Here is a 22,266-nt window from a genome sequence, read left to right as displayed (position 1 = left end):
GGCGGCCCCGGCCGGGCCTCAGATCTGGCAGCTGCCGTCCGCGCAGGTCTCCCCGTCCGGGACGATCGGGGTGAGCTGCCGGGAGGTCTCGGCCTCGACCTGGCGCAGCACCTGGAGGAAGGTGTCGGCCTCCTGGCCGCCCTGGACGGCCCACTGGCCCTCGAAGACGAAGGTGGGGACGGCGGTGACGCCGATGGCGCGGGCCTCGGCGAGCTGCGCGAGCGTCTCGGCCTCGCCCTCGTCGCCGGCCAGGTAGGCGGCGGCGCGCTCGCGGTCGATGCCGGTCTCGGCGGCGAGGCCGGCCAGCGCCTCGACGTCGCCGACGTTCACGCCCTCGGAGAAGTGCGCCTTCAGCAGGCGCTCCTTGAGGGCGGCCTGCACGGCGGAGCCGTACTCGGTCTCGGCGAGGTGCAGCAGGCGGTGGGCGCGGAGGGTGTTGACCTCGAGCGCGGCGTCGAAGTCGTAGTCGATGCCGAGGGTCTTGCCGACCTCGGTGATCCGGGCGTCCATGGCGAGGGACTGCGGCCCGTAGCGCTCGGCGAGCCATTCGCGGTGCGGGCGGGCCTGCTCGGGGGCGTCGGGGACGAGCTGGTAGGGGCGGTAGACCACCTCGACGCCGTCCTTGCCCTCGAAGCGCTCGAGTGCCTGCTCGAAGCGCCGCTTGCCGACGTAGCACCAGGGGCAGGCGATGTCCGAGTAGATTTCGACCTTCATGGCGGGGCTGGCTCCTGTCGGGGTGGTTCGCAGCGGCCGGGTGGCCTCCAACAGGAAGATGAACGCTCAACCACCGGCGGTCATTCCTGGTCAGGCGTCCTCGGCGGGCGCCGGGACCACCAGCACGGGGCAGCCGGCGTGGTGCACGGCGGCGGTGCTGACCGAACCGAGCAGCAGCCGGGAGAAGCCGCCGTTGCCGCGGGTGCCGAGCACCAGGGTGTGCCGCCCGTCCGCGGCCCGGAGCAGCACGTCCACCACGTTGCCGAGCAGCACGTGCAGGGTGAGCGGCCCGGCGTACGGGCGGGGGCGGGCGGCCTGGACGGTGTCGACGGCGCGGCGCAGGCCGTCCGACATGCTCGCGGTGAGGCGCTGGACGCTCTCCTGGACCAGGTCGGCCATGCCCGGCGCCCAGCCGGTGGGCGAGGGGTTGACCACGGCGAGCACGTGCAGCGGCAGGTGGTGCGCCTCGGCCTCGGTCATCGCCCGGTCGAGCGCCCAGAGCGAGGCGTCGGAGCCGTCGCAGGCGTTGAGGATCGCGGCGCCGGGCGGCGGGGCCTCGGTGCTGACGGGGAGGGTCATGGCCCCGAAGCTATCCGGCGGACCGGCGCGGGCCGGGCAGGCACGCTCAGCGCTCCAGGGCGGTGCGGCGCGGGCCGGGCAGGCCGGTCCAGGCGGAGCCGGGGCGGTGCGGCGCGGGCCGGGCAGGCACGCTCAGCGCTCCAGGGCGGTGCGGCGCGGGCCGGGCAGGCCGGTCCAGGCGGAGCCGGGGCGGCGGGCGGCGAGGCGGCGCAGCCAGAGTTCGACGGCGATCAGCTCGCCGAGCGCGGCGAGGGTGGCGGGCGGGGCGTCCTGCGCGGGGTCGGTGGCGGTGGCGAGGGTCTTGCGGACGGCGGGGGTGTCGATCAGTCCGGCCTCGCCGAGCAGCGGGCGGTCGAGCAGTTCGGCGAGCGCGGGGGCGGCGGTCCGGATGCCGTTCCGGGCGGCGGTGTGCGGGTCGGGTCCGGTGGTGCGGCCCCAGTCGGCGGGCAGGTCGGTGCGGCCGGCGCCGGCCAGCACGGCGGCCAGCAGGGCGGGCCGGGCGCCGGGTTGCAGCCGGATCTCGTCGGGGAGCAGGCGGGCGGCGCGGACCACCTGGTTGTCGAGGAACGGCGCGTGCAGGCGCTGGCCGTGCTGTTCGGTGGCGTGCACCAGGGTGCGGTAGTGGGCGGCCTGCCGGTGCAGGGCGAGCCGGGCGCGGCGGGCGCCGGGCGGTTCGGTGGGGGCGCCGTCGCGGGCGGCGGTGCGCAGGTGCTGGGCGAGCGCGGCGAGGGGTTCGTCGGCCAGCAGGTGGGCGGCCGGGCCGGTCCGGTGCCAGGTCAGTTCGGCGGCCATCGCGCGGCCCATGGTGCCTGCCTCGCCCGGTTCGTGCCGGAGTCGCAGGCGCAGTGCGAGGTCGTCGAGGGCGTCGGCGTAGCGGGTGCGGGCGAGGCGGCGGGCGGCGCGCAGCACGGTGACGGGGGTGTGCAGGGTGGCGGTGAGGGTGCCGGCGGTGGCGCGGTCGGCGCCGGCCAGGGCGGCGATCGGGGGGAGCAGGTGGAGCGGGCGGCCGGCCCGGATCAGGTCGGCGAGTCGGGCGGGGTGGCCGTCGAGGACCTGCCGGGCGCCGTGGCCGGTGAGGTGGTCGGCGCCGCCGGCCCGGTGCGCGGCGGTGTGCCGGGCGGCGACCAGCAGTGCGGGGCCGGGTTCGTCGGTGAGCGGGCCGCCGGGCCCGTCCAGTCCGGCGTACGGGAGGACGGGCGGGACGACGAGGTGGCGCAGTCGGGGTGCGTGCACGGCGAGCGCGAGGCCGTCGGCGTCGCCGAGGGTGACGGCCGGGAGCGTCTCGGGTTCGGGCCGTTCGCCGGCGCCGCCGCGGGCCCAGGAGCCCCGGACGGCGCCGGTGCGGGCGGCGGGCCGTTCGAGCGCGGCGCCGGGGTGCGGGCAGGTGGTCAGCGGGACGGCGGCGGCGAGCAGCGCGACGGTGGCGGACGCGGTGCCGTAGGACAGGTCGACGCCGAGCCGGGGCCGGTCGCCGGGGGCGGTGGCGCGGACCCGGCAGCGGACGGCTTCCAGCAGGGCGCGGGTGAGTTCGCGGACGGCGGGCGCCTCGGCCCGGGCCTCGGCGGGCTCGTCGGGGTGCGCGGTGTGGTGGGCGCGGCCGCCGCGGATGCCGAGGGCGTGGCCGGGCGGCACCCGGCGGACGCCCCGGAAGGGGGTGCGGTCGCCGAGCGCCTCGGGTGTCTCGGGGGTGGCGAGGCGGGCGGCCAGGTGGCCGGCGTCCAGGGGTGCGCCCACCAAGTCGGCCAGCGGCAGTGCGGCGGTGGCGTAGGCGGTGCCGCCGGCGAACGGGGTGTGGAAGACCGGCTGGACGCCGGCCAGGTCGGTGAGCAGCACGGTGGAGCGGGTGCCGGCCCGCAGCACGACGGTGTAGCTGCCGGGCCAGTGGGTGAGGTGGCGCAGCGCGCCGCCGCGGGCGGCGGCCAGGCCGTCGGCGAGTTCGCGGTCGGTGGCGCCGCAGCGGCCGGCGACGGCGAGGCGCAGGGTGGCGGGGGTGTCCTGGTCGGCGCGGTCGGTGGGGTCGCGCGGGTCGAGTCCGCCGCGGACCGTGGCGGGGGCGCCGGGGCGGAGCACGGCGAGGCGCAGTTCGTCGGGGCGCCAGTCGCCGACGGCCCAGAGCGGGTCGGGGCCGCTCCAGAGCAGGGTGCCGGCGATCGGCCGGACCGCGGCGAGCGCCGGGTCGGCGGTCGGGCCGCTCCAGCCGGTGAGCCACCGCATCGCGCCTCCGTGGTGCCTCGGCGCGCGGCGAACATCCGATGATGTGTGGGGAATTGGCGCACCGTCAGGAGTAATCGTGCCACTGGCGCGACGAAATCGGGCCAGGCTTGCGCGGCGGGGCGCACGGACCGGGCCACCCCCTCCGGGGCCCGGGCCGTGCGGGTCCTCGAACTCCCGCCCGGGGAACGGCCGGTGGCCGGACAGCACGGCGCGAAAGTGGTCCGTGGACGCTGCGAAAGCGGCCGAGTTTGGCCGAAAGGCATCGCACGAGCCGGGAGGGCATCCGCATGCCCTCCCGGACGCGCCGCTGCCCGCGGGGATTGAGGCAGCGTTTCCCCCGGCCCGCCGGGTCCTCGACGGCGGGCCGATCCACAGGCACCAGCGAATCGCCCACCTGCCGATGCGGCCAGGGAGCACGGATGGCGCACACGGGCACGGGACGGGAGCACGGTTGTGCGGCAGGTACCGGCCCCTCGCTCCGGGGGCGTCAGGTCGGCGAGCGTGGCATCAGCGCGTTCCCGCCAACCGGAATGCGACCTCTTAACCGTGGGAACGCGGGCGACTACGCTAGGTGCAAGCAGTCCGGTGGCGTGCTGCTGCCGTCGCGACTCGCCGCCATCCGCGCACGACGTCGCCAGGGGGTGCCACCGCCACCATGACCGTCAGCTCACGAGGGCCGAACGACCGGCTCGGCGCCCTCCTCGCGCTCGCCCAGATCAGCAACGCCGGGCTCGCCCGCCGGGTCAACGACCTCGGCGCGCAGCGCGGCCTGACCCTGCGCTACGACAAGACCTCGGTGGCCCGCTGGGTGACCAAGGGAATGGTGCCGCAGCGCCCGGTGCCGCACCTGATCGCCACTGCGCTCGGCAACAAGCTCGGCCGCCCGGTGCCGCTGGAGGAGATCGGCCTCGCCGACTCGCACCCCACGCCCGAACTCGGCCTGGAATTCCCGCGCGAAGTCCCCGAGGCGGTCCGCTCCGCCACCGAGCTCTGGCGCGTCGACCTGGACCTGCGGCGCGGCCCCGGCGGCGGCCGGTGGAGCGACAGCCTGGCCGGCACCTTCTCGGTCGCCGCGTACGCCACCCCCGTCTCCCGCTGGCTGATCACGCCCGCCGACGGTTCGGTGGCCCGGGAGTCCGCCCCCGACCTGTCCGGCTACCGGGCCGGGCACGCGGACGCCACCAAACTCCGCGAGGCCGCCCAGGAGGCCCGCCGCTGGGACTCCAAGTACGGCGGCGGCGACTGGCGTTCCTCGATGGTCCCGGAGTGCCTGCGGGTGGAGGCCGCCCCACTGCTGCTCGCCTCGTACAGCGACGCGGTGGGCCGGGCGCTGTTCGGCGCCACCGCCGAACTGACCAGGCTGGCCGGGTGGATGGCCTTCGACACCGGCCAGCACGAGGCCGCCCAGCGCTACTACATCCAGGCGCTGCGCCTGGCCCGGGCCGCCGGCGACGTGCCGCTCGGCGGGTACGTGCTGGCCTCGATGAGCCTGCAGGCGTCCTACCGTTCCTTCCCCGACGAGGCCGTCGACCTCGCCCAGGCCGCCCTGGAACGCAACCGGGGCCTGGCCACGGCGCGCACCATGAGCTTCTTCCACCTGGTCGAGGCCCGCGCCCACGCCAAAGCCGGCAACGCCCCCGCCTGCAGCACCGCGCTGTCCGCCGCCGAAGCCGCCCTGGACCGGGCCCGCCCCGGCGACCACGACCCGACCTGGATCGACTTCTACGCCTACGACCGCCTCGCCGCCGACGCCGCCGAGTGCTTCCGCGACCTCGGAGTGCCGTCCAAGGTCCGGCACTTCACCCGCGAGGCGCTGGCCCGCCCGACCGAGGGCTTCGTCCGCTCGCACGGCCTGCGGCTGATCGTCTCCGCGATGGCCGAGGCCGAGGCCGGCGACCTGGACGCCGCCGTCGCCGCCGGCGAACGCGCCGTCGAGGTCGCCGGGCGGATCTCCTCGCACCGCAGCCGCGAGTACGTCGTCGAGCTGCTGCGGCGCCTGGAGCCCTACCAGAACGAGCAGCGGGTCAAGGAGCTCACCGAACGCGCCCGTCTGGTCCTCACCAGCGGCTGAAGGGCACGGGTTTGAAGCACGACGTCCAGGTCCTGGTGGTCGGCGGCGGCATCGTCGGCCTGTCCACCGCGTACGCGCTCACCCGGGCCGGCACCTCCGTCATGGTGCTGGAGAAGGAGAGCGCCCTCGCCACCCACCAGACCGGACGCAACAGCGGCGTCATCCACAGCGGCGTCTACTACCGGCCCGGCTCGCTGAAGGCCCGCTACGCCACCGAAGGCGCCCGCGAGATGGTCGAGTTCTGCCGCGAGCAGGGCGTCGCCCACGAAGTCACCGGCAAACTCGTCGTCGCCACCGACCCGTCCGAACTCCCCCGCCTCGCCGCCCTCGCCGAACGCGGCCGGGCCAACGGCATCCCGCTGCGAGAACTCGACCCGGCCGGCATCCGCGAACACGAACCCGAGGTCACCGGCATCGCCGGCCTGCACCTCGCCACCACCGGCATCTGCGACTTCACCGCCGTGGCCCGCCGGTACGCCGCCCTCGCCGGCGAACGCGGCGCCGAACTGCGGCTCGCCACCCCCGTCCTGGACATCGCCCGGCGCGCCGACGGGGTCACCGTCACCACGCCCACCGGCGAAATCCGCTGCGCGGTGCTGGTCAACTGCGCCGGACTGCACAGCGACCGGATCGCCCGGCTGGCCGGCGACGACCCCGGCCTGCGGATCGTCCCGTTCCGCGGCGAGTACTACGAACTCACGCCCGCCCGCCGGTCGTTGGTCCGCGGCCTGGTCTACCCCGTCCCCGACCCGGCGTTCCCGTTCCTCGGCGTCCACCTCACCCGAGGCATCCACGGCGACGTCCACGTCGGCCCGAACGCCGTCCCCGCGCTGGCCCGGGAAGGCTACGACTGGCACACCATCAGCCTCCGCGACCTGGCCGGGACGGTCCGCTTCCCCGGCGCCTGGACGATCGCCCGCCGGCACTGGCGCTACGAACTCGGCGAACTCCACCGCTCCCTCTCCAAACGCGCCTTCACCACCGCCGTCCGCCGCCTCCTCCCCACCATCACCGAATCCGACCTCCGCCCCGCCCCCGCCGGCGTCCGCGCCCAGGCCGTCGCCCGCGACGGCACCCTCCTCGACGACTTCGCCTTCGCCGGCACCGGCCGCCTCGTCCACGTCCTCAACGCACCCTCGCCGGCGGCGACGGCGTCACTGGCGATCGGGCGGGAGGTGGCCCGCCGGGCCATGGCCGCACTGGGGTGAGAGAAGCAGGCGGGTGAACGCGAGCTGGCGGGCGCGAAACCAGGGGCGCTGGGAATGCGCGACAAGCGCAAACCCGTCCGTAAGGTCGCGAACACGTGCAAGTGATGGTCCTGCGTCGCGATCTTGAGGTTGGGCGCCTTCCGCTGCGCGCAGTTCCGCCCCCTCGGCTTCGCCTGGGGGTACCCCCAGCGCCCCCGGGTTCGCACCCGCACGTGCCCGATCACCCGATTTTCGAGCTCCCGTAGACTCGTGTGATTGTGACTTCCTCCGCCCCCAGCCCCCAGTTGCCCGCGTCGGCCCGGCTGTCCGCCGCCCCGGCGGCGTACCCCGCGCCGATGTACCCGCACAAGGCCACCGAGGCCCAGCACCGTGAGCAGCGGATCCGCAGTTTCCAGCCGCGTCGTGGTCGGATGACCAAGGCGCAGGCGGGTGCGCTGGACCGTGGCTGGGAGCGTTTCGGCCACGCCATCGACGGCACCCCGATGGACCTGCCGGCGATGTTCGACGGCCGTCCGGTGACGCTGGAGATCGGCTTCGGGATGGGCGACACCACGGCCGCGATGGCGGCGGCCGACCCCACGTCCGGGATCCTCGCGGCGGACGTCCACACCCCGGGCCACGGCAACCTGCTGCAGTTCCTGGAGCGCGACGGTTCGGAGAACGTCCGCCTCGCGGCGGGCGACGCGGTCATCCTGCTGCGCGACATGCTGCCGGACGCGTCGCTGGCGGGCCTGCGGGTGTACTTCCCGGACCCGTGGCCGAAGCCGAAGCACCACAAGCGCCGACTGATCCAGGAGTCGTTCCTGGAGCTGGTGCTGCCCCGCCTCGCCCCGGGCGCGCTGGTGCACTGCGCGACCGACTGGGAGCCGTACGCCGAGCAGATGCTGGCCGTACTGGAGGCCTCGCCGGAGCTGGAGAACCTGCACCCGGAGGGCGACGGTTCGCCGTGGCTGGAGCCGGACGAGCACCCCGCGGGCACCGTCCCGGGCTACGCGCCGCGCCCCGACTGGCGTCCGGTGACCAAGTTCGAACGGGCCGGCCTGGCCAAGGGCCACGCGGTGCACGACATCCTGTTCCGCCGCCGCTGATTCGCTGCGCCGCACGCCGAATCGTCCCTGCGCGGGACAGCGACGGGCGGCGCGCGCGTTCTCGCGGGGGACGTTCCGGGTAGAACAACGCCGAAGCGGCGTCCGCCGCTTCGCCTTGCTGACGGTCTGTCACCCCGGCCGTACGGATTGTGCTCCCCACTCCCGCCGGAGTGGAGGATTCGCCTACGCTTCTGCAGGTGAGCAGTCCGCCCGGCGGCAAGGCCTCCCCCAGCCTGCCTGTAGGGGTCGCCGCCATGGCCGCCGATCTGCCGCCTTCCCGGGACGGCGCTCGGGCGTTCCCGGAGTCGGGGGCGCACCGGGTGCGGGTGTACCTGTCGGCGGTGGGGCGGATCCCGGGGCAGCGTGGTGGCCGGGTGATCCGGGTCGCGCCGTCGGTGGTGCGCCGGTTGTGGCCGATGCGGCGGCCGGCCGCGTCCTCGGCGGTGGCGGCGCTGGCGCTGGCCGGGTCCGGGGTGCTGATCCTGCATCTGGTGCAGCGTCAGACGGGGACGGCCGGGTTGCTGGTGGGTCTCGGGCTGGCGTTGCTGCCGTTGCCGTTCGTACTGGGGGCGCTGGCGTGGCTGAACCAGACCGCGCGGGTGCCGATCCGGCACACCCTGTTCTGCCTGGCCTGGGGGGCCTGCGCGGCGACCACGGTGGCGATCATGGCGAACGGCTGGGCGAGCGACTTCCTGATCGCCCACCGGGGCGCGCGCGGGGAGACCTGGGGCGCGGAGTTCGCGACGCCGCTGATCGAAGAGGTGGCGAAGAGCTCGGCGCTGCTGATGCTGCTGCTGCCGTTGCGGCGGCGGCACCACTGCGAACCGGGCCGCCCGTGCGGACGGCTGCGACGCCTGCTGCGGCACCGGCACGACGACCCCGAGCGGGCGGTGGCACTGTTCCGGCCCGCGCCGGCCTGGCGACTGCGGGCCCGCTCGCACCCGCGCACCCTGGCGGCGGGGGCGGTCCTGGGCGGGGTCACGGCGTCCGGCTTCGCGTTCACCGAGAACGCGCTCTACCTGGGGCGGGCGTTCACTGCGGACCGGCAGGCCCGGCTGGACGCGATCGGCCTGGGCCGCCCACCGAGCCTGCGGGACTTCGACGGGACGGTGCACACCTTCGTCCTGCGGGCCCTGCTGTCACCGTTCGCGCATCCGCTGTTCACCGCGCTGGCCGGCATAGGCCTCGCGGTGACGCTGACCACCGGCCGCCGCTGGGCGGCCCGGCTCGGCGCCCCTGCGGGCCTGCTGCTGGCGATGGGCCTGCACGGGGTGTGGAACGCGGCGGCCGGACTGGGCACCGACGGCTTCCTGCTGGTGTACGGCCTGGTGATGGTGCCGTGCTTCGCGGCGCTGGTCTGCTTCGCGGTGTGGGCGCAGACCCGCCGCACCCGCCAGCCGGCCGGTCCCGGCCGACCAGCGCGGTGACCTGCGCGGGTGCCTGCGGAGAACGGATTTCCTTTTCTCGCAGGAGTCACGTAGAGTCGTGTTCACCGACGCGGGGTGGAGCAGCTCGGTAGCTCGCTGGGCTCATAACCCAGAGGTCGCAGGTTCAAATCCTGTCCCCGCTACTCAGTAGCAAACGAAGGCCCGGAGGCATCGCCTCCGGGCCTTCGTCGTGCCTGCCGTGAATTGCCCGGCAAATTAATCCGTTGCCCGCCCCGACAGTGGTGCCTACGCTGGCGGCACACTGAAAGGAGGTGATCCTGAGTTGAGTTCCTTCAGGATGCGTGAGGTGGCTGCTCGCTAGAGCCGCCCCTGCCTGCGCAGCGGTGAGGCCCCACTGGCCTCCGGCTCAGGCTAATTCCCAGCAGTCACCCGGCCCGTGGGCTCACCGGTACATCCCCGGTGCCTCGACCGCCGCCCCCGCCCAGCGGGGCCCGGCCCGAGGAGCAGCCCACGGGCCGTCTGCGTTCTCCGGGCCGGCCGCTGTGGCAACCACGGTGAGTACAAGGCCGACATGGCCCACGGTTCACCGTCCACGGCACAGCCGGTCACCGTGGCGACGACCCGCCTGCGTTCCCCGGCCGTTCGGGTCTCTCATGGGCGCTTCGCCGGGAAGCCGTGGCGGCGGGCCAGGGTGGTGACGGCGAGGACGGGGAGGAGGAGGGCGAGGGCGAACCAGGGGAAGGCGTTGGGGCCGGAGAGGGTGAGGAGGAGGCCGCCGACGGCGCCGCCGAGGCCCATGGCGGTGTTCCAGGTGGCGACCAGGAGGGTTTGGGCGCGGTCGCCGCCCGCGTCGGCGGCGGCGGTCTGGAAGAGCGGGGGGACGGCGCCCCAGCCGAGGCCCCAGAGGGCGGCGGCGAGCAGGACGAGGGGGGCGGCGGGTGTGGGCAGCAGCAGGAGTCCGAGGGCGGCGAGGACGGCGGCGGTGGCGGCGAGGGTGAGGTGGCGCAGTCGGCGGTCGACGAGGGCGCCGGTGATGGCGAGTCCGGCGACCGAGGTGATGCCGAGGACCAGCAGGACCAGGTCGCGGCGGTCGGCCATGCCGTAGTGGTCGAGGAGTGCGGCGATGTAGGTGTAGAGCACGTTGTGGGCGAGGACGAACGCGGCGACCACGAACAGCACGGGCCGGACGCCGGGCAGGCGCAGCGCCGCGAGGAGGGGTTCGGCCCGTCCGGTGCGCCGGCCGGGGGCGTCGGGGACGGCGGCGGCAAGCCAGAGCAGCAGGGCGGCGGCCAGTACGGCGACGAGTCCGAAGGTGGGGCGCCAGCCGATCAGTCGGCCGGACCAGGTGCCGAGCGGGATGCCGAGGGAGAGTGCGAGCGGGACGCCGATGCCGGTGACGGCGATCGCCCGTCCGTGCAGGTGCGGTGGGCTCAGGCGGCGGGCGTAGCCGACGAGTTCGGACCAGATCGCGGCGACGGCGACGCCGGCGGCGATCCGGGCGGCCATGGTGAGGGGGTAGGACGGGGAGAGCGCGGTGACGGCGTTGGCGATCAGCAGGACGGCGACGGCGGCGAGTACCAGGCGTTTGCGGGACCAGCGGGCGGTGGCCCGGGCGAGCGGGATCGCGGAGAGTCCGGTGGCGAGGGCGTAGCCGGTGAGCGACTGGCCCATCGCGGATTCGCCGACCCGCAGGTCGTGGGCCATTTCGGGGAGGACGCCGGCGGGCAGCGCCTCGGTGACGATGCCCAGGAAGGCGGCGGTGGCGAGGGCCAGCAGCGGGGACCAGCGCAGGCCTTGGCGCGGGGTCAAAGTGGTTGTGCCGATGGGCAGTTCGGTGTGGGTCGCGGTCATGCCGCTATCCTCGAACCCTCACATCGGTGTGAAGGTCAAGTCCTTTCCGGCGGACGGGAGACGCGGATGCGGATCGGCGAACTGGCGGGCCGGGCGGGGGCCTCGCCCCGGCTGCTGCGCTACTACGAGGAGCAGGGCCTGTTGAAGCCGGAGCGTTCGGCGAACGGCTACCGGGAGTACGACGAGGCGCTGGTGGAACGCGTCCGGCAGATCCGTTCGCTGCTGGACTCGGGGCTGTCCACCCGCACCATCCGGGACGTGCTGCCCTGCCTGACCAGCGGCCAGTACCACGTCCGGGGCGCCACCCCGGAGACGCTGGCGGCGCTGGAGCACGAGCACCGGCAGCTCACCGAGCGGGTGGAGTGCCTGTCCCGCAGCCGGGACGCGGTGGGCGCCTACCTGCGGGCGGTGCGCTCGCTGCGGGACGCGCCCGCCCCGGCCGACTCCTGCTGAGGGGCGGTCACCGGGCCGGGGTCAGGGCCAGGATGCGGTGGGGCGGGGTGGTGGTCAGGACGCGGCTGGCGATCCGGTGGTGGCGGAGGGCGGCGCGGAGCTCGGTGAGGTGCGGGCTGAGGCTGCCGGTGTGGTCGTAGAGCGGGAAGATCCGGACTTCGCCGTCGGGGGCGGTGACCCGGGCGAGTTCGCGCAGGGCGCGGAACTGGTCGGCGGGGGTGAACAGCGCCGGGTAGGCGAACAGCAGGTAGGAGCTGAGGGTGAGGGCGAAGCTGCCGTCGGCGAACGGGAGTCGGGGCAGCGCCGCGGCCACGTAGTGCCCGGGGTGGGCGGCGGCGTCGGCGGCGAACAGGCGGCGGGCCCGCTCCCAGCTGCGCAGGTACTTGTCGGGGCGGCGCCGGCCGTGCCGGCCGCGGGGAAGGTGGTGGGCCGGGTCGCGGCGGATGGCGCCGGCCATGGTGTCGTGGCCGACGGCGGCCAGTTCGGCGAGCCGGCGGGTGCCGAGCGCGTAGCCGGGGTCGACGGCGACCACCTCGCAGCCCAGCGTCCGGGCCTCGGCGGCGAACGCGGCGGCGCCGCCTGGGCAGTCCAGCAGCGGGCCGGGCAGGCGGCTCAGGTCGGCGCGGGTGAGGCCGAGGTAGGCGCAGTACTCGTCGAGCGGCCGGGAGGTGATCAGCACGGTCCCGGCGGCCGGCGCGCGGCGGTGCCCGGGGCGGTCTACGGGGCGGGCGCTGCTGACCGGGCACATCGGCGGTCCTCCGTCCCTCCGGACGTTCGACGGACCCGGGGTGCGGCCCGGGCCCGCAGTCATCCGACCACGGGCCCGGGGGGTGGTGCATGTTCAGCGGCGCACGGTCAGCGGTCGGCCAGCAGGCCGCGGGCGGCGAGCCGGTTGGCGCCGTTGAGGGCGCGGACCAGCTGCGGGGTGATCAGGACGAACAGCAGGCCGAGCAGGCTGACGGCGCCGATCTGGTACGGCGAGACGAGCTCGTAGGTGTGCTGGACGCCGTTCGAATCCGTCCAGTCGGCGACCCGGTAGCCGTTCCAGTCGGTGTAGTGGGGCCACACCCACTGGTAGGCGGGGAACAGCAGCAGCGCCCAGCCGACGACGAAGAAGACCAGCGAGACCGTGAAGCTGAAGACCGCCCAGGGGAACATGACGAACTGGTACAGCGCGCCCCGCCAGCCCGCCCCGTCGCCGAGCCGGGCGGTGATCAGGCCCCAGACGCCCTCCCGCTGGACCTTCACCGGGGCCGGGGCGGGCAGGTCGAGGCCGAGCAGAGTGCGTATCCGGTGGCGTTCGAGGGCGCCGAAGCCGCGGCCGGTGATGGTCACCAGGGCGAGCACGGGCAGGCCGAGCGCGGTGACGGCGAGCCCGATACCGGAGCTGAACAGCGCGATGACGAGGGAGAAGCCGAGTACGGCGATCGGGAGGCCGCTGAGCGCGAAGCCGAGCTCCCGGAAGGCGGCCCGGGAGAACGGGGCGCGCCAGAACCCGGGCCGGGTGGAGTGGTCGCCGGTGGAGGCACGGTACGCAGCGGTGGACATCCGCGGTCCTTCGGGTGGTCGGGGCGGTGCCGCCGGTCGGCGGCGTGGGCACTACTCCAAGGTGCCGTACCGGGCCGGGGTTCCGGAATGAGGTCTGCTTCCCGATCGATGGTGGGGTTAACCCCCGGGTCGCAGGGCGGGGGCGGCGAGTTGGACGGCCCGCCACTCGGGGGCGAGCAGCGAGTACTGGAGTGCGTCGTGCCAGCTGCCGTCCCAGTGCGACTCGGCGCGGATCCGGCCCTCGTACCGGAAGCCGGCCCTGGTCAGCACCCGGGCGGCGGCCGGGTTGTCGGGGTCGGTGCGGGCGAACAGCCGGTGCAGGCCGAGGGTGTCGAAGCCGAGCGCGCACAGCAGCGCGGTGACCTCCCCCGCGTAGCCGCGGCCCCAGGTGTCGTGACGCAGTACGCAGCCGAGCTGGGCGGCGTGTTCGCCGTCGCGGGTGAGGGCGCCCTGGCCAATCGGTTCGCCCGCCGGGTCGTCGACGGCCAGCCGGTAGTGCTGCCGCGGCTCGGCCTCGGCCTCGTCGAGGTAGAGCTCGATCTGGTCGGCGCATTCCTCGAAGTCGGCCGCGTCGAACGGGAGATGCCGGATCACCCGGGGGTCGCCGTGGAGGGCGTGCAGCGCGGCGACTTCCTCCGGGGTGTGGTGGTACTCCCGCAGCGTGAGCCGGGGGCCGGTCAACCGGACGGTCTGCATGGGACTCGACCCTACCGGTCGGCCCCGCGCGGACCGGTTAACGTACCGGGGTGGACGACGAAGACCTGCACCTGCTCCCCCGTACCCGTGCCGCCGACCTGCTGGACTGGGCGGCCGAGGAGGGTTTGGAGGCGGTACCCGAACCGGCGGTGCGGACCGTACTGACCCTGCTGGAGCTGGGCGGCGCCCGGCTGCACGACGGTTTCCCGGAGCTGTCCTCGCCGGTGCTGGAGCACCTGCTGTACGAGCAGCTGCACCTGTACGTCCAGCCGGACGGCGACGCCTGGGCGTACCCGGCGGCGGTGCGGCTGCTGATCGAACGTCAGCGGGCGGCGCGGCGGCTGAACGCCAAGCGGCTGGAGAAGCTGCGCGAGGAGGCCGACTGGCAGGGCCAGGTGCTGGTGGACTCGCTGCTGCGCCGGTCCGACCTGCTGACCTGGCCGCGCCTGTACACGCTGCTGCTGCGCGCGGACGGCGTGCCGGTGGACGACCTCGACCAAGTGCGGGGCTGGCTGGAGGACTTCCGGGCGCTGGACGTCGAGGAGCGCTTCGCCGCGTACGAGCGGGTGCCGGGGGTGGATCCGGACGGTGGCTGGGGCCCGGAGCGGGCGCTGCTGGTCGGGGTGTCCACGGACGGGGCGCGCCGGCTGCTGGAGCACGGGCTGATGCAGCGCAGCTACCGCAACCTGGCCGAGCTGAACGCCCGGGGCCTGCCGATGCCGGACGAGCTCTCCGGGGAGTTCGAGGACTTCGAGGAGGCGGTGGCGCAGGCCGCGATCGACCTGTGCGGCGAGTGGACGGTGCCCGGGCTGGCCCGGCTGCTGCTGGAGGAGTACCCGGAGCTGGCCCCCGAGGTGTACTGAGGGTTTCGGCCCGCCGGGTCCACCGATCGGAGGACCCCGGAATCGTCCTGATGATCCATCGGTCCTGGCCGTCCGGACGATCCGCGGGGCGGGGCCGCCGGGCCAGGGTGGAGCCATGGACATCGTGACTCCGGCCGGCGCCACCTCCGTCGGCCTGCGCCCGTCGTTCCGTCGGATCGCCGCGCAGGCCGCCGCGCTCTGGTCGGCCGTCTTCGCCCTGGTGCACCTGTACTGGCTGCTGGGCGGCCGGGCCGGTCTGCCGGGCGGGCTGTCGGTGCTGGACAACACGCCGCTGCTGGTGATCGACATCATCGCGATACCGCTGTGCGCGGTGGCCGCGGCGCTGGCCCTGGCGCTGATACGGCCCTGGGGCGAGCGGCTGCCGGCCCGCGGGCTGCTGTGGGCAGCCCGGGGCACGGCGGTGCTGCTGATCGTGCACGCCGCGCCCTCCGTGCCGGACTGGCTGGCGCTGGCGGCGGGTCACCGCTCGGTGGCGGAGCTGGACGCGATGGCCCGCTTCGCGACCGTGCTGTACGAGCCGTTCTTCCTAGCCGGCGGGCTGCTGTTCGGCTGCGCGGTGTTCGGCCGTCGGCTCCTGCCCGAGCGCGGCGGCCGTCGATGAGCGGAAGAACTACGGCTGCAGGCCGCGCTGCTGGAGCCAGGGCAGCGGGTCGATCGGGGCGCCGCCGCCGGGGCGGACCTCCAGGTGGAGGTGCGGGCCGGTGACGTTGCCGGTGGCGCCGACCGCGCCGAGCACGGTGCCGGGGGCGACCTGGCCGGAGGCGGTGGCGATCCGGGAGAGGTGGCAGTACCAGAGTTCGGTGCCGTCGGGCAGGGTCTGGATGACCCGGTAGCCGTAGGGGCCGGACCAGCCCGCCGAGGTGACGGTGCCTCCGGCGACGGCGGCGACGGGGGTGCCGGTGCGGGCGGCGAAGTCCAGGCCGGTGTGCAGGTGCGCCCAGTGCGCGCCGGACTGGGCGAAGTGCGCGGTCAGCTGGTAGCCGGCCACCGGCAGGGTGTGCGCGGCCTGCTCGGCCTCGGCCTGCTGGGCGGCCCGCTTGGCCTCGGCCTCCTGCGCGGCGGCCAGCCGGGCGGATTCGTCGGCGGCGGTGCGCTGGCCGTCGGCCTGCTGCTGGATGCGGGCGGCGAGGGCGAGCCCGGGGTCGCCTGCGAGGAGGCCGTCGGAGGCTTCGTCCGCGGCTGTGACGGGCACCGGGGCGGCGGCCTGCGCGGGGGCGGCGCCGAGTGCGGTGGCGCCGAGCGCGGCGGTCATCGCGGTGACGCCCAGCAGGGGCGCGCCGGCGCGGGACTGACGGGGCAGCCGGTGCCGGGCGGCTTCCGGCTCGACCGGGTGGTCGAGCAACTGGGTGCCGGTGCTCTCGGTGTAGGTCGACGCCACGGGGGCGTGCTCCTTCCTTCCCTGCCGCCGACCGGGTTAGCTGACGGGTTCGGAGGTGGAAGGTCTCCTACGGTCGGGCCCAGGGCCGTCCCGATTCACCCCGGTGGAAACGTGGTTCCCCGGCTCCTGGGACGCCCCGAAGGGTGTGCCCAAGTGGATTAGGCGTGGCGCACGGTGCCGCATGGTTACGGCGTTGCCGACCGCGCTGCGTTATCAAACGTTAATCCTATGGACCCCATGATTCCAAGCCGCTACCACGAGACAGCGAAGATTTCCTGACGCCCTATGGGTGATTTGTGACGGTTCACCAGAGCCAACCTGACGGATTGTGACCGAGCGGTTGAGTATCCGTACTCACGCCACGCCTCCGGGCCGGCGCGACCCTGATGCCATGACCGCAACCGTGCCGCACCGGACCACCGCCGCCTACTTCGCCCAGGCCGCCGTCTCCTTCGGACTGGCCACCGCCGCGCTCTCGCTCGGGATCGCCTACCTGCCGGTGAGCGCCTGGATGCGCGCCTTCCTCGCCGTCGGGCTGCTGTACGAGATCACTTCCGCGTTCACGCTGGCCAAGGTGATCCGGGACCGCCAGGACGAGGGCGCGATCACCAGCCGGGTGGACCAGGCCCGGCTGGACAAGCTGCTCGCCGAGCACGACCCGTTCAAGGTGGAGGGGATCTGACCGATCCGGCCGGCCTCCACGGCTTGACGGCTAAGGCTATTAGCCTTAGCTTTATGGCTATCGGCAGTCGGCCGGGCCTCCAGCGCCCGGCGCACCGCAACGCCCGCCCAGGAGGCCCGCGATGAACAGCACCCTCGGCACCACCCGGTACGTCGACGTCCCCGGCGGCCGGATCGCCTACGACGACACCCCCGGCACCGGCGTCCCGGTCGTCCTGCTGCCCGGCATGCTCGACAAGCGCGCCACCTACCGGCACCTCGCACCGCTGCTGACCGCCGCCGGGCACCGGGTGATCACCATGGACCTGCGCGGCCTCGGCGAGTCCTCCACCGGGTTCACCGACTACTCCCCCGCCGCGATCGCCGACGACCTGGTCGCCCTGCTCGACCACCTCGACCTGCGCGGCGCCGTCCTGGCCGGCAACTCCTACACCGGCGCCACCGTGGTCCGCGCGGCCGAGCTCGCCCCCGGGCGGACCGCCGGGGTGGTGCTGATCGACGCCTTCATCGAGAACCTCCCGCTGAACGCCTTCCAGAAGGCCCTGTTCGGCCTGGCCGCCCCGCTGGTCACCGCGTTCCCCGGCCTGTGGAGCTCGATGCAGAAGTTCTACTACCCGACCGCGCGGCCCGCCGACTTCGACGCCTACCGGGCCGGCCTCGCCGAGATGCTGCGCGAGCCCGCCCGGAAGGCCGCGCTGCGCGGCTACCTCACGGGAGACTCCGCGCCGGTCGGCTGGTGCGAGGCCGTCGACGTGCCCGCGCTGGTGCTGATGGGCAGCAAGGACCCCGATTTCCCGAACCCCGAGCTGATCGCCGACCGGCAGGCCGCCGCGCTGCGCGGCCGTAAGGTGATGATCGAGAACGGCGGCCACTACCCGATGGCCGGCTACCCCCAGGCCGTCGCCGACGCCCTGCTCCCTTTCCTGAACGAGCTGAACGAGGTCGCCCGCTGATGGCCCGCGCCGGACTCTCCCCCACCGCGGTGGTGGACCACGCCCTCGACCTGATCGACGCCCAGGGCGCCGAGACGCTCACCCTGGCCGCCGTCGCCGCCAAGGCGGGGGTCGCCACCCCGTCGCTGTACAAGCACGTCCCCGGGGGCCTGGCCGAGCTGCGGCGCCTGGTCGCCGTCCGCACCCTCGACGACCTGACCGACCACCTGGCCGCCGCCGTCCTCGGCCACTCCCGCGACGAGGCGGTCGCCGCCCTGCTCGCCGCGTACGCCGGGTACGCCACCCGGTTCCCCCGTCGCTACGCCGCGCTGCCGCAGGCGCCCGAGCCCGACCCGGAGCTCATGGCGGCGGGCGAGCGGCTGGTGAACGTGCTGTTCGCCGTCCTGCGCGGGTACGGCCTGGAGGGCTCCGAGGCGGTGCACGCCGCGCGCACCCTGCGGGCCATGGCCCACGGGTACGCCTCGTTGACCACGGCGGGGGCGTTCCAGCTCGCCGAGGGGCCGGACGTGACGCTGGAGCGGCTGACCGACGTGCTGGTCGACGGCCTCGGCCACTGGCCGGGCGGACGCGGCGCGTGACCTGACGGGGGCCTGGCGCGTTCTACCCGATATGAAGAAGCGCAGCCTGCTCGCCTTTGCCTCGCTCGCCGTCGGCGTGGTCGCCTCGCTCACCGCGCCCAGCGCGCACGCCGGCCCCGAGCACACGGGCGGCACCACCCCGCACACCGACACCCTCTCCGCCCCGGACCGGCCGATCGCCGAGGAGGTCCAGGAGGACGGTTCACCGGCCTGACGGCGCCTCCCGCCTGCGCGTGGGCCCCCGCGCGCCCCTCCACACCATTTCGCAACCGGTTCCCCACGGATCCGACACCACTGGTGCGTAACACTGTCCTTCGGTCGGGAAGTCATACCGCGTGAAGACCTTCACGGGTGACCGACAAGCACGGAGGACAGCACACATGCCGCAGGTGACTCAGCGCATCGAGCACGGCACGGGACTGATCCCCGCCCCCCGCGCCACCTCTGACGGGTCGGCGGCCGGGACGCGGTCCGACGCGCTGCCGCAGCCGGAGGGCTGGGGCGCGACGCTCGCCCGCTGCTTCGCGGTGGCCCGGTCGCTGCGCTCGCTGCGGCCGGTGACGGCGAAGGACCCGCAGCCGTACGGCGAGGTCGACGGCCAGTAGCAGCGGCTCGCGCCGAATGTGACGGAGCGTGAGCCCGGGCCCGGCCGTCCGGCGTTGCCGCCGGTCCACCGGGACGCCACCTGACGGACGTCCGACGCTGTCGGTTCTGTCCGACATTGACGCGCTCTGAACAGCAATGCTTCGATCAGTTCATACGCCAGTAGGAAGTCCACCCTAGAATTCGGCGGGTGACGACCACTCAATGGTGCTTGGCAGCAGCCGCATTGCTCGCCCTTCTCGCTCTCGCGGCCTCCGCTCGGTCCCGCGCCGTCACCCGAAACCTGCGCGGCCGGCTGGCCGCCACCGAGGACGAACTCGCCGCCACCCGCGACCGGCTGGCCGCCGAACTGGCGGACCGTCAGGCGGGTGTCGAGACGGCGCTGCGCGAGCAGGAGATGAACGCGGCCACCCGCCGCGCCTTCCTCAGCGTGGCCCGCCGCATCCTGGTGATGGCACACGACCAGCAGGCCGGCCTGGACGAGATGGAGCGCACCCACGACGACCCGGTGCTGCTCGAAGGCCTGCTGCGCGCCGACCACGCGGCCGCCCAGCAGGCCCGGCTCGCCCAGACCCTGGCAGTACTGTGCGGCTCCCGCGCGGGTCGCCACTGGCCGGAGCCGGTCTCGCTGGAGGACGTGGTGCGCGGCGCCCAGTCGCGCATCCTGCCGTTCCAGCGGGTGGTGGTGCACAGCCGGGTCGACACCGCCGTGCTCGGTGCCGCCGCGGAGGCGCTGATCCACGCGGTGGCCGAACTGCTGGACAACGCGACCCGCTACTCGCCGCCCAGCTCCCAGGTCTACGTCACGCTGATGCCGGTCCACAACGGCGCGGTGATCGAGATCGACGACTGCGGCGTCGGCATGACCGAGGTGACGGTGGCCAAGGCGGGCGCGGCACTGTCCGGCGGCGGCTCGCTGGAGGTGTCGCGGATCGGCGAGGTCCCGCAGCTGGGCCTGGCCGCGGTCGGCCGGCTCGCCGAGCAGTACGGCTTCCGGGTCACCATCAACTCCGCGCCCTCGCCGTACGGCGGTGTGCGGGTGGTGGTGCTGCTGCCGTCCGCGCTGCTCACCGATCCGCTGTCGGTGCCCGCGAGCAGCATCCCGCGCACCGAACCGGCGGCGGCCGCGCTGCCGACCCGTCGCCCGGCCGTCGCCGCGGACGACGACCGGCCGTCCGTTCCCACGCAGGGCGGCACCCTGCCGCGGCGGGTCAACCGCCGTGGCAGCGCCCCGCAGCAGCAGACCGGGTCCCGGGCCGAGGAGCAGCCCGCGCCGCCGCCGCGCTGTGCGCGCGAGGCGCAGACATTCATGTCGATGTTCCAGGCCGGGACCGCCAGCGGCCGTTCCGCCGCACAGCAGGACCGGCGGCCCGAGCAGGACCGCCACGACGAATTCCCCGCCCCCCAACTTCCCCAGCGCTCGGGAGACTCCCATGACCACAACCCCTGATCTCGGCTGGCTGCTGACCGACATCGTCGCCGTCCCAGAGGTCCAGCACGCCGTCGTGGTGTCCAACGACGGCCTGGAGATGGGCCGCAGCCCGAAGATCGGCCGGGACGACGCCGAGCGGCTGGCCGCCGCCTGCTCCGGACTGCAGTCGCTGTCCCGGGGCGTGGCGCAGGGCTTCGGCGACGGGCCGACCCGGCAGATCATCATCGAGTTCGGCGGTGGTTACCTGTTCGTGGTCGCCGCCGGCGCCGGGACCCACCTCGCGGTGCTGGCCTCCGAGTCGGTGGACGCCGGCCTGGTGGCCTACCAGATGCAGACGCTGGTCGAGCGGATCGGCAGCCACCTGACCGCCGCACCGCGGCAGGAGCACGCCACCGCCGGGGACCTGCGGTGAGGCGGGGGCCGGTTCGGCCTTACGTGATCACCGGTGGCCGCAGCCGGGCCAGCCGCAACGTGCTGGAGTTCGAGAGCCTGGTGCGGACCCTGCCGGGGGCCGCGGTCGACCGTACGGCCTTGAACCGCGAACAGCAGGCGATCCTCGGGCTCTGCCGGGAACTGCTGTCGATAGCCGAGGTGGCCGCCCACCTCGGCCTGCCGGTCAGTGTCCTGAAGGTGCTGGTCGGCGATCTCTTGGACCTCGGGGCCGTGCAGGTCCTGCCGCCGGTGCGGCAGGCCGAACAGGTCCCGCTCTCACTGCTCGAGGAGGTGCTGGTTGGCCTCCGTCAGCTCCGTTGAGCCGACCTATCTGCCGTCCACTGTCCAGGGGGCGGTCAAGATCCTGGTCACCGGCCCGTTCGGGGTCGGCAAGACCACCCTGGTCGCCGCGCTGAGCGAGATCGCTCCGCTGCGCACCGAGGAGACCATGACCGCGGCCGGCGCCGGGGTGGACGACCTGACCGGGCGTCCGCACAAGACCACCACCACGGTGGCGCTGGACTTCGGCCGGATCACCCTGAACAAGCACCTGGCGCTGTACCTGTTCGGTACGCCCGGCCAGCAGCGGTTCTGGCCGCTGTGGGAGGACCTGTCGCGCGGCGCGCTGGGCGCGATCGCGCTGGTGGACTCCCGCCGGATCGAGGAGTCCTTCGACGTCCTCGGCCTGCTGGAGGAGCACCGCATCCCGTTCGCGGTGGCGGTCAACGTCTTCCCCGACACCCCGGCCTACCCGGACGAGGAACTGCGCGCCGCCCTCGACCTGCTGCCCGACGTCCCGATCCTGGCCTGCGACGTCCGCGACCCGGACGCCGCGCACAAGCTGCTGATCGACTTCGTGGACCACCTGCGGGCCGCCGCCGAGGAGCTGCCGTGACCGTCCCCGACCACCGGGCGGCCACCGGCTGCCCGTACACCCGCGCCCAGGGCTCCCCGCTGTACGGGTCGGCGGTCGCCGAGAACCCGCACAGCCTGTACGCCCGGCTGCGCGCCCAGCACGGCCCGGTCGCACCCATCGAACTGGAGCCCGGCGTCGAGGCCTGGCTGGTCCTCGGCTACCCGGAACTGCTCGAACTGACCCGCAACGAGCAGCTGTTCTCCAAGGACTCGCGGCGCTGGCGGGTCCAGCAGGAGGGCCGGCTGCGGGCCGACTCGCACCTGATCCCGATGACCATGTGGCGGCCCACCCTGCAGAGCATGGACGGCGCCGCCCACCACCGGCTGTCCTCCGCGATCGCCGACACGCTGGCGAAGATCGACCACCAGCAGCTGCGGCAGACCACCGAGGAGGCCGCGCTCGCGCTGATCGAGAGCTGGGGCCCGGACGGCACCGCCGACCTGGTCACCCAGTTCACCCGGCGGCTGCCACTGCTGGTGTTCACCCGGCTGCTCGGCCTGCCCCCCGAGGACGGTCCGCGCCTGGTCGGGCTGATCACCGACCTGGTCGACAGCAGCAAGGACTCGCAGCGCGCCGCCGCCGAGTTCTTCGGCCTGCTG

24 protein-coding genes, 1 tRNA gene and 1 riboswitch are annotated in these 22,266 nt (G+C 74.4%); of the genes, 17 read left to right on the top strand and 8 right to left on the bottom strand.

The genetic code is table 11. From position 1 onward, the window contains the following. Positions 1-18 precede the first annotated feature (18 nt). From ACIHEI_RS09225 to ACIHEI_RS09215, 3 genes are all read right to left on the bottom strand, one after another. Entirely contained in the window at positions 19-714 is a 696-nt protein-coding gene (locus tag ACIHEI_RS09225) for a DsbA family oxidoreductase (protein WP_396606182.1), read from the bottom strand. A 90-nt stretch (positions 715-804) separates the two neighbouring features. Further along, a complete protein-coding gene (locus ACIHEI_RS09220; protein ID WP_396606181.1) occupies positions 805-1,293 on the bottom strand; it encodes a universal stress protein in 489 nt (162 codons plus the stop codon). A gap of 132 nt (positions 1,294-1,425) precedes the next feature. Beyond that, positions 1,426-3,507 (bottom strand): asparagine synthase-related protein, encoded by a 2,082-nt coding sequence (locus ACIHEI_RS09215; RefSeq protein ID WP_396606180.1) that lies wholly within the window; start codon positions 3,505-3,507, stop codon positions 1,426-1,428. 655 nt (positions 3,508-4,162) lie between these two features. On the opposite strand from ACIHEI_RS09215, the gene ACIHEI_RS09210 reads away from it, so the two are divergent. The 5 genes from ACIHEI_RS09210 to ACIHEI_RS09190 all read left to right on the top strand — a co-directional run bounded on the left by ACIHEI_RS09210 (position 4,163) and on the right by ACIHEI_RS09190 (position 9,444). Continuing rightward, the gene (locus ACIHEI_RS09210) at positions 4,163-5,578 is read left to right on the top strand and encodes an MFS transporter (protein WP_387640655.1); all 1,416 of its coding nucleotides are present in this window, start codon (positions 4,163-4,165) and stop codon (positions 5,576-5,578) included. A gap of 11 nt (positions 5,579-5,589) precedes the next feature. Then, positions 5,590-6,786: an L-2-hydroxyglutarate oxidase gene (gene lhgO / locus ACIHEI_RS09205; protein WP_396606179.1), complete on the top strand. Its 1,197-nt coding sequence runs from the start codon at positions 5,590-5,592 to the stop codon at positions 6,784-6,786. Between the two features lie 257 nt (positions 6,787-7,043). Next, positions 7,044-7,874, top strand: a complete 831-nt coding sequence (gene trmB, locus ACIHEI_RS09200) for a tRNA (guanosine(46)-N7)-methyltransferase TrmB (RefSeq protein ID WP_396606178.1) — start codon at positions 7,044-7,046, stop codon at positions 7,872-7,874. 197 nt (positions 7,875-8,071) lie between these two features. Beyond that, positions 8,072-9,301, top strand: coding sequence for a PrsW family intramembrane metalloprotease (locus ACIHEI_RS09195; RefSeq protein WP_392955244.1), 1,230 nt, complete (start codon positions 8,072-8,074; stop codon positions 9,299-9,301). 69 nt (positions 9,302-9,370) lie between these two features. Then, positions 9,371-9,444, top strand: a tRNA-Met gene (locus ACIHEI_RS09190). A gap of 469 nt (positions 9,445-9,913) precedes the next feature. Here ACIHEI_RS09190 and ACIHEI_RS09185 read toward each other — a convergent pair. Further along, positions 9,914-11,113: an MFS transporter gene (locus ACIHEI_RS09185; RefSeq protein ID WP_396606177.1), complete on the bottom strand. Its 1,200-nt coding sequence runs from the start codon at positions 11,111-11,113 to the stop codon at positions 9,914-9,916. Positions 11,114-11,179: 66 nt separating this feature from the next. On the opposite strand from ACIHEI_RS09185, the gene ACIHEI_RS09180 reads away from it, so the two are divergent. After that, positions 11,180-11,566 carry a MerR family transcriptional regulator gene (locus ACIHEI_RS09180; RefSeq protein ID WP_396606176.1) on the top strand — a complete coding sequence of 129 codons (387 nt, stop codon included), beginning with the start codon at positions 11,180-11,182 and terminating at the stop codon, positions 11,564-11,566. A gap of 7 nt (positions 11,567-11,573) precedes the next feature. Here the strand turns inward: ACIHEI_RS09180 and ACIHEI_RS09175 are convergent, their stop codons facing one another. The 3 genes from ACIHEI_RS09175 to ACIHEI_RS09165 form a co-directional block, all read right to left on the bottom strand. After that, positions 11,574-12,314 (bottom strand): class I SAM-dependent methyltransferase, encoded by a 741-nt coding sequence (locus ACIHEI_RS09175; RefSeq protein ID WP_396606175.1) that lies wholly within the window; start codon positions 12,312-12,314, stop codon positions 11,574-11,576. A gap of 107 nt (positions 12,315-12,421) precedes the next feature. Next, entirely contained in the window at positions 12,422-13,114 is a 693-nt protein-coding gene (locus ACIHEI_RS09170; RefSeq protein WP_396606174.1) for a sensor domain-containing protein, read from the bottom strand. Positions 13,115-13,231: 117 nt separating this feature from the next. Further along, a complete protein-coding gene (locus ACIHEI_RS09165; RefSeq protein ID WP_387866899.1) occupies positions 13,232-13,810 on the bottom strand; it encodes a GNAT family N-acetyltransferase in 579 nt (192 codons plus the stop codon). 50 nt (positions 13,811-13,860) lie between these two features. Between ACIHEI_RS09165 and ACIHEI_RS09160 the strand changes: the two genes are divergently transcribed. Together ACIHEI_RS09160 and ACIHEI_RS09155 are read left to right on the top strand one after the other, a co-directional pair. Then, positions 13,861-14,673 (top strand): hypothetical protein, encoded by an 813-nt coding sequence (locus ACIHEI_RS09160; RefSeq protein ID WP_396606173.1) that lies wholly within the window; start codon positions 13,861-13,863, stop codon positions 14,671-14,673. A 115-nt stretch (positions 14,674-14,788) separates the two neighbouring features. Then, the gene (locus ACIHEI_RS09155; RefSeq protein WP_396606172.1) at positions 14,789-15,295 is read left to right on the top strand and encodes a DUF3995 domain-containing protein; all 507 of its coding nucleotides are present in this window, start codon (positions 14,789-14,791) and stop codon (positions 15,293-15,295) included. A gap of 9 nt (positions 15,296-15,304) precedes the next feature. Here the strand turns inward: ACIHEI_RS09155 and ACIHEI_RS09150 are convergent, their stop codons facing one another. After that, positions 15,305-16,072 carry a M23 family metallopeptidase gene (locus tag ACIHEI_RS09150; protein WP_387640620.1) on the bottom strand — a complete coding sequence of 256 codons (768 nt, stop codon included), beginning with the start codon at positions 16,070-16,072 and terminating at the stop codon, positions 15,305-15,307. A gap of 10 nt (positions 16,073-16,082) precedes the next feature. Further along, positions 16,083-16,247: riboswitch (cyclic di-AMP (ydaO/yuaA leader) on the bottom strand. A 216-nt stretch (positions 16,248-16,463) separates the two neighbouring features. Here ACIHEI_RS09150 and ACIHEI_RS09145 point away from each other — a divergent pair. The 9 genes from ACIHEI_RS09145 (at position 16,464) to ACIHEI_RS09105 (ending at position 21,646) form a co-directional block, all read left to right on the top strand. Continuing rightward, positions 16,464-16,754: a YiaA/YiaB family inner membrane protein gene (locus ACIHEI_RS09145; protein ID WP_387640617.1), complete on the top strand. Its 291-nt coding sequence runs from the start codon at positions 16,464-16,466 to the stop codon at positions 16,752-16,754. A 121-nt stretch (positions 16,755-16,875) separates the two neighbouring features. Then, positions 16,876-17,706, top strand: coding sequence for an alpha/beta fold hydrolase (locus ACIHEI_RS09140; RefSeq protein WP_387640614.1), 831 nt, complete (start codon positions 16,876-16,878; stop codon positions 17,704-17,706). Continuing rightward, entirely contained in the window at positions 17,706-18,284 is a 579-nt protein-coding gene (locus ACIHEI_RS09135; protein WP_396606171.1) for a TetR-like C-terminal domain-containing protein, read from the top strand. Before ACIHEI_RS09140 ends, ACIHEI_RS09135 begins: the two co-directional genes overlap by 1 nt. Positions 18,285-18,315: 31 nt before the next feature. After that, positions 18,316-18,498, top strand: coding sequence for a hypothetical protein (locus ACIHEI_RS09130; RefSeq protein WP_387640609.1), 183 nt, complete (start codon positions 18,316-18,318; stop codon positions 18,496-18,498). A 166-nt stretch (positions 18,499-18,664) separates the two neighbouring features. Further along, the gene (locus ACIHEI_RS09125) at positions 18,665-18,889 is read left to right on the top strand and encodes a hypothetical protein (protein WP_387640606.1); all 225 of its coding nucleotides are present in this window, start codon (positions 18,665-18,667) and stop codon (positions 18,887-18,889) included. Between the two features lie 188 nt (positions 18,890-19,077). Then, complete coding sequence (locus tag ACIHEI_RS09120; protein WP_396606170.1) at positions 19,078-20,337, top strand: ATP-binding protein; 1,260 nt, start codon at positions 19,078-19,080, stop codon at positions 20,335-20,337. Beyond that, positions 20,321-20,731, top strand: a complete 411-nt coding sequence (locus ACIHEI_RS09115) for a roadblock/LC7 domain-containing protein (RefSeq protein WP_387640602.1) — start codon at positions 20,321-20,323, stop codon at positions 20,729-20,731. The genes ACIHEI_RS09120 and ACIHEI_RS09115 overlap by 17 nt, the downstream gene beginning before the upstream one ends. A gap of 23 nt (positions 20,732-20,754) precedes the next feature. Then, the gene (locus tag ACIHEI_RS09110) at positions 20,755-21,072 is read left to right on the top strand and encodes a DUF742 domain-containing protein (RefSeq protein WP_392955225.1); all 318 of its coding nucleotides are present in this window, start codon (positions 20,755-20,757) and stop codon (positions 21,070-21,072) included. Next, positions 21,050-21,646, top strand: coding sequence for an ATP/GTP-binding protein (locus ACIHEI_RS09105; protein ID WP_387640596.1), 597 nt, complete (start codon positions 21,050-21,052; stop codon positions 21,644-21,646). The genes ACIHEI_RS09110 and ACIHEI_RS09105 overlap by 23 nt, the downstream gene beginning before the upstream one ends. Positions 21,647-22,266 lie beyond the last annotated feature (620 nt).

The sequence above is a fragment of the Kitasatospora sp. NPDC051984 genome (assembly GCF_044593455.1).
GTDB lineage: Bacteria > Actinomycetota > Actinomycetes > Streptomycetales > Streptomycetaceae > Kitasatospora.
The sequence above is the reverse complement of the archived record's forward strand: the minus strand, read 5'-3'. Positions and strand labels throughout refer to the sequence as shown.